The sequence below is a fragment of the Intestinimonas sp. genome (assembly GCF_026169115.1).
GTDB lineage: Bacteria > Bacillota > Clostridia > Oscillospirales > Oscillospiraceae > Intestinimonas.
Window position 1 is genome coordinate 23,314 of record NZ_JAPFEA010000062.1, and the last position, 6,000, is coordinate 29,313.

The 6,000-nt window shown below is 65.4% G+C and carries 6 protein-coding genes and 1 pseudogene; 6 read left to right on the forward strand and 1 reads right to left on the reverse strand.

Features of this window, described 5'->3' with window-relative positions; genetic code table 11:
- Nucleotides 1-22: 22 nt before the first annotated feature.
- Nucleotides 23-556 (reverse strand): GNAT family N-acetyltransferase, encoded by a 534-nt coding sequence (locus tag Q0Y09_RS06070; RefSeq protein ID WP_297719124.1) that lies wholly within the window; start codon nt 554-556, stop codon nt 23-25.
- A gap of 116 nt (nt 557-672) precedes the next feature.
- On the opposite strand from Q0Y09_RS06070, the gene Q0Y09_RS06075 reads away from it, so the two are divergent.
- The 6 genes and pseudogenes from Q0Y09_RS06075 to Q0Y09_RS06100 form a co-directional block, all read left to right on the forward strand.
- Nucleotides 673-1,335 (forward strand): HD domain-containing protein, encoded by a 663-nt coding sequence (locus Q0Y09_RS06075; protein WP_297719126.1) that lies wholly within the window; start codon nt 673-675, stop codon nt 1,333-1,335.
- 40 nt (nt 1,336-1,375) lie between these two features.
- Nucleotides 1,376-2,776 carry an MATE family efflux transporter gene (locus tag Q0Y09_RS06080; RefSeq protein ID WP_297719129.1) on the forward strand — a complete coding sequence of 467 codons (1,401 nt, stop codon included), beginning with the start codon at nt 1,376-1,378 and terminating at the stop codon, nt 2,774-2,776.
- A 149-nt stretch (nt 2,777-2,925) separates the two neighbouring features.
- Complete coding sequence (locus Q0Y09_RS06085) at nt 2,926-3,300, forward strand: BlaI/MecI/CopY family transcriptional regulator (RefSeq protein WP_297719132.1); 375 nt, start codon at nt 2,926-2,928, stop codon at nt 3,298-3,300.
- Nucleotides 3,297-4,187, forward strand: coding sequence for a hypothetical protein (locus tag Q0Y09_RS06090; RefSeq protein WP_297719135.1), 891 nt, complete (start codon nt 3,297-3,299; stop codon nt 4,185-4,187). Before Q0Y09_RS06085 ends, Q0Y09_RS06090 begins: the two co-directional genes overlap by 4 nt.
- Nucleotides 4,188-4,269: 82 nt before the next feature.
- Nucleotides 4,270-5,718 carry a hypothetical protein gene (locus tag Q0Y09_RS06095; protein WP_297719137.1) on the forward strand — a complete coding sequence of 483 codons (1,449 nt, stop codon included), beginning with the start codon at nt 4,270-4,272 and terminating at the stop codon, nt 5,716-5,718.
- Nucleotides 5,719-5,736: 18 nt separating this feature from the next.
- A pseudogene (locus Q0Y09_RS06100) lies at nt 5,737-6,000 on the forward strand (hypothetical protein); the annotation flags it as partial.

Consider the following 6,000-nt stretch of genomic DNA (forward strand, 5'->3'; position numbering starts at 1 on the left):
CCGGTCGTCTTTGCGTCCCCAGTTATCTCCCCTGGGTGAGGTCCTTTTCAAAGCAGATGAGGATCTCCCGCCGGAAGCCCTCGAAGAAAAATTCCGTCTCCCCCGCCAGCCGGTAGCCCAGCTTGGGGTAAAAGGCGGCGGCCGGCGCATTCCCCTCATAGGTGTCCAGCCGCATGGCCTTGCAGCCCTTGCCCGCCGCCAGCCCCTCCGCGAAGGCCACGAACCGCCGCCCCCACCTGCCGCCGGCGGCGTCGGGGTGGATGCACAGGGTGTGGATGACCAGCACCTCTTTGGGCCTGGCCGCCACCGTCCACGGGATCTTGGCGTACTCCGGCGGCTGGACCTGGTTCAGGTTGGCGCAGCCCACCACGGCCTCCCCCGCCGTCTCCACATAGAGGGTGCCCTCCTTCAGGGCCTTCTCCGCTGTGGCCCGGCAGGGGTAGACCCCCCGTTCCCAGTTGGTATAGCGGTTTCCGGTGGCCTCCTCCCGGTCCAGCACCGCCTCATAGATGGCGGATACGGCCTCCAGGTCGGCGGCAGCGGCTTTTCGGATCATGGTCATGCTCCTCTCCCCGCCCGCGGGCGGATCATGTTCCAGGGTTTTTCAACAGGATACACCATGCCGGTGGAAAAGGCAAGTCCGCCGGCCCATCAGAAAGGAGGGTGATCCCCGTGGCGGTCACCTACGAGGAGATCAAGCAGTCCCAGGAGATCCGGACCTACATCACCCAGGCGGACGCCTCCCTGCGCGCCCTCGGCTTCACCGAGCACAGCTACGCCCATGTGGGCCGGTGCGCCGCCATCGCCGGGGACCTGCTGCGGGATCTGGGCTACGACGCCCATACCATTGAGCTCTGCCGCATCGCCGCCTTCATGCACGACATCGGCAACGTGGTCAACCGCAACGACCACGCCCAGACCGGTGCGGTGATGGCCTTCCGCATCCTGGACAAGATGGGCATGCCCCCCGCCGACGTGGCCGCCGTCATCACCGCCATCGGCCACCACGACGACTCCACCGCCTTCCCCGTCAACGCCGTGGCCGCCGCCCTCATCCTGGCCGACAAGACCGACGTGCGCCGGAGCCGGGTGCGCAACAAGGACCTTTCCAGCTTCGACATCCACGACCGGGTCAACTACGCCGTGGAGCAGTCGGCCACCCGCCTGGACCTGGAACGCGCCACCTTCACCCTGACCCTCACCATCAACACCCAGGTCTGTCCCGTCATGGATTACTTTGAGATCTTCCTCCACCGGATGCTCCTGTGTCGGAAGGCGGCGGAATTTTTCCGCCTCACCTTCCGGCTTGACATCAACGGCCAGAATCTGTTATAGTTTCCCTGCCCCATCCGACGTCCGTCGGGTGGGGTCCGCCATGTCGTTAGAAAGAAGGTGCGCCGCTGTGCAGAACCAGATCACCGAGGGTTCCATCCTCAAACCCCTGCTCTCCTTTTTCTTCCCCATCCTGCTGGGCACCTTTTTCCAGCAGCTCTACAACACCGTGGACGCCATCATTGTGGGCAACTTCGTGGGCACCGCCGCCCTGGGCGCGGTGGGCGGACCCACGGCGGTCATCATCAACTTCCTGGTGAACCTCTTCGTGGGGCTCTCCTCCGGCGCCACCGTGGTCATCGCCCAGTACTACGGCGCCCGTCAGGGGGAGGAGATGCGGGAGGCCGTTCACACCGGCATCGCCCTGGCTCTAGCCGCCGGCGTCGTCGTCACCGTGGTCGGCCTGATCGCCTCCGCCCCCGCCCTGCGCCTCATGGGCACCCCCGAGGACGTGATGGGCTACGCCATCACCTACCTGCGGGTCTACTTCTGCGGCTCGGTGGCCTCCTTCCTCTATAACATGGGGGCCAGCATCCTCCGGGCCATCGGCGACACCCGCCGCCCCCTCTACTTCCTCATGGCCGCCTGTCTCACCAACATCGTGCTGGACCTCTTCTTTGTGGTGGTGCTGGACCTGGCCGTGCTGGGTGTGGGCCTGGCCACGGTGATCTCCCAGGTGGTGAGCGCCGTGCTGGTGGCCTTCTCCCTGCTGCGGCCCGGCACGGTCTACTCCGTGGTGCCCCGGGAGATCCAGTTCCACAAGGACAAGCTGGCCGCCATCGTCCGCATCGGACTGCCTGCCGGCGTGCAGTCCAACATGTATACCGTCTCCAACATGGTCCTCCAGTCCTGCATCAACTCCTTCGGCACCGTCACCGTGGCCGCCTGGACCGCCTTCGGCAAGGTGGATTCCTTCTACTGGCTCATCTCCGGCGCCTTCGGCGTGTCCATCACCACCTTTGTGAGCCAAAACTTCGGAGCCCGGAAATATGATCGGGTCAAAAAGGGCGTGCGGGTCTGCCTGGCCCTCACCTTTGCCGTCACCGCCGTCATCAGCCTTCTGTTCTGCGGCGCTGCCCCCGCCCTGCTCCGGCTCTTTACCAACGACGCCGCCGTCATCGAGCTGGGCCGGAAGGTCATGTGGTTCACCGCCCCCTTCTACGCCACCTTTGTGTGCATCGAGATCTTCTCCGGCGCCGTCCGCGGGACCGGCGACTCCCTCAAGCCCATGCTCCTCACCTGCAGCGGCGTCTGCGTGCTGCGGGTGCTGTGGGTGCTGCTGATCCTCCCCCTCTATCCGGTGCTGGAGACCGTGCTGGTGAGCTATCCCATCAGCTGGACCGTCACCTCTATCCTCTACATCGTCTACTACGCCCGGGGCAACTGGCTCCGCCGGGGCATCGCCCGCACCGCCGGGACCGACGCCCTCTCCGCCAAGCCCTGAGTCCGCACAAAGCGCCGCCCCTCCCTTTCCGGGAGGGGCGGCGCTTTCAGCTTGTCACTTCTGTCACCATACTGTAACTTGACTCTCATCCACTTCAAATGTAGTATATAGATAGAACCACTACATTTGACGTAGAAAGGAGCCTCCACATGAAACGACTGCCCGATACCGAGCTGGAGGTCATGAAAGCCCTGTGGGCCCAGGAGGGGGGCGCTGGCCGCGCCGAGCTGGAACACGCCCTTGCAGACTGCGGCTGGGCGGCCAACACCATCAACACCTACCTCTCCCGCCTGACCGAAAAGGGCTTCGTCTCCTGCGAGAAGCGGGGCAAGGCCAACTGGTACGCCCCGCTGGTCTCCCAGGCCGACTACCTGGCCTTTGAGAGCAGCGCCGTCCTCAACAAGGTCTTCGGCAAATCCCTCAAACGCTTCGTGGCCTCCCTGGCCCGGGGCGGCGGCCTGGATGACGCCGAGGTGGACGAACTCCAGCGTTATCTGGACGAGCTGAAGGAGGGACGAACATGAAGGCCCCATACACATACTTTTCCACCGGGCTCCGGGGCAGGAAGCGTCTTCTGAGGGCACGGCTGGGCGATCTGTTTGCCCCCGCCCCCCGGCGTCGGGGCGTCCTCCCCCTGGTGTGCATCCTGCTGCTGGTGAGCATGCTCGGCTCCCTGGTGGCCTGCAACACCCCTCCCGCCCCATCCTCCTCCGTCTCACCGCCAGCGGCAGAGCTCGAGACCGTTCCGCCGACAGCGGAACATCAGGAGACCTGGGGTCTCTACGCCCAGGCCCTCCAGACCCTGCTGGACGAAAACCGTCTGCCGGACGCCCGCAATGACCCGGAGGGCTACGCCAATACCGAGGCGGAGCGGGAGGCCATGGCGGGAAACCAGTTCGCCGTCTTCGATGTGGACGGCGACGGGCGGGAGGAGCTGGTCATCTCCTACACCACCGCCGTCATGGCCGACCAGCAGGGCCTCATCTACGACATCGACGAAAATGGATCCCTGCGCCTCCAGTTTTCCGAGTTCCCCCTGCTGACCTTCTACGACAACGGTGCCGTCCAGGCGGGCTGGTCCCACAACCAGGGCCTGGCGGGGGACTTCTGGCCCTACACCCTCTATACCTACAACCCGGAGAGCGACCGGTACAGAGATGTGGGTTCCGTGGACGCCTGGAGCCGGGACCTCCAACCGGAGGACTACCCGGAAGACATCGACGCCAGCGGCGCCGGCTTTGTCTACTACCTCTACCGGGACCTGGGCACAGAATATGGCATGGTAGACCCGGTGGACGAGAGCGAATACCTCCATTGGCGGGAGGAATACCTTGCCGGCGCGGCGGAGCTGGAACTGCCCTGGCAGAGCCTGACAGCGGAGCACATCCAGTCCCTCACCGCCGCCGGTTGAGAAAATGGGCCGGAACTGTCACTTTTCCCCCCGCTTCATCGCTATATCAATAGAACGACGACATATGAAAGGAGGACCTTCCATGAAAGCCCCCAAGACCTATTTCTCCACCGAGCTCCACACGAGCCGCCGGGACCTCCGCCGCCGGCTGAAAAACCTCTTCGCCGCCCCCCGGCGGCGGGGTGTCCTCCCCCTGGCGTGTATCCTGCTGCTGGTGAGCATGCTCGGATCCCTGGTGGCCTGCAACACGGAGGCCGGTCAGCCATCCGCCACGCCCGACCTCCCCCAGAGCACCCAGGACCTGCTGGGTCAGATCTGGGAGGGGGTGGAGGGCCCCGACGCCGTCCTCAACGCCGCCAGGTCCTATGTCCAGGACCAGTACAACCACTGGTCGGTCAGCACCGGGGCCATCGCTCTGGTCGACGGCGTGGAGCAGATGGTGGGCGAGCCCGCCCAGTACGACGACTGGCGCATTGAGTCCCTGGAGCTGGTCCACCATTACGATGATCTGGACGGGGTGCCCCTGGACGTCTACCGCCTGGGCTGGCGGCTCCACACCACCACCCCGGACAAGGTGACTCTGGCCGGGGGTATGGACATGGATGCCGACGGCTGGGTGCTGGCCACCTACCCCGACGCCACCTATCTGGTTTTTGACGCAAGCATGGAGGAGCCGGTCTACCTCTTTGACACCATGATCAACGACTGTGAGCCGGGCAGCGAGCTCTTTGCCGATTCCCTCCGCCGCCCCCTCCAGTGGGCTTTCCTCCAGGGCGAGGCCGAGACGGCTGCACGGGCCTTTCTGAGCACACAGCACCTGGAGCAGAAGGTGCAGCTCTCCGCCCTTACCTTCCGGCAGGAGGTCTCCGCCCCCGAGGGAACCGCCTGTGGCGTCTATGAGGCGGACTATCTGGTAAACATGGACGGGAAATGGGTGTCCATGCCCCTGGATCTGGCCGTTGGCGAGCGGTACTATCTGGTGCTCTCCCTTTCTGAGGATGGGGCAACGGTACTGGGCGCCCTCCAGACCGCGCCCGGCGCCTACCGTCGGGAGGCCGAAGCCCTGGCCTGGGGCGTTCCCGACACAGACTTCGCCCTGCTGTGGCAGGGCGGCGGCTGGTACGGCCTGCGGGGGACCGCCGACCACCTCGACGCCCTCCTGGGCGAGCCGGAGGTCACCGACATTTCCGACGGCGCGGTGAGCTACCAGCCCGGTGACCGCTGGGAAAAACGGTCCTGGCCCGACCTCACCCTGGAGTGCTATGTCTCCCCGGAGGGAGAGACCTCCATCTGGACCATGGAGACCAGCCACACCGGCTTCCGCACCAACCGGGGCATCCTCATCGGCAGCTCCACCCGGGAGGACGTGCTCCGGGCCTACCCCACCGCCAGCGACCAGCTCAACTGGGACCTGGAGGGCGACTTCCTCTGGTTCGGCCCGGAGGACGGCGGCTTTGGGTACTACCTCATCTTCTACTTTGACGGCGGCGACACCGTCCAACGCGTCCAGCTCACCGACTACTTTGACTAAAAGGGAGGGCCCCGGCCCATGTCCGACTTTCTCATCACCTTAGCCGAGATCACCTTCACCATGTCGGCGGTGATCCTGCTCCTTCTGCTGCTGGGGCCCCTGCTGTCCAGGCGCTACGCCGTCCGCTGGCGGTACTGGGCCTGGCTGGCGGTGGCGGTGCGGCTGCTCATCCCCATCAATTTCTCCCTCCCGGAAGCCCCGGTGCAGCTGGAGACGCCGCCGGATCGGGTGGTCTACACCGCGCCCCCCGCTGTCAGCACCCCGGCCCCCATCTCACCCGCA

Coding starts and splice junctions, on each gene's coding strand:
- Q0Y09_RS06070 (WP_297719124.1), bottom strand. CDS start 556: ATGATCCGAAAAGCCGCTGCCGCCGACCTGGAGGCCGTATCCGCCATC.
- Q0Y09_RS06080 (WP_297719129.1), top strand. CDS start 1,376: ATGTCGTTAGAAAGAAGGTGCGCCGCTGTGCAGAACCAGATCACCGAG.
- Q0Y09_RS06085 (WP_297719132.1), top strand. CDS start 2,926: ATGAAACGACTGCCCGATACCGAGCTGGAGGTCATGAAAGCCCTGTGG.
- Q0Y09_RS06090 (WP_297719135.1), top strand. CDS start 3,297: ATGAAGGCCCCATACACATACTTTTCCACCGGGCTCCGGGGCAGGAAG.
- Q0Y09_RS06095 (WP_297719137.1), top strand. CDS start 4,270: ATGAAAGCCCCCAAGACCTATTTCTCCACCGAGCTCCACACGAGCCGC.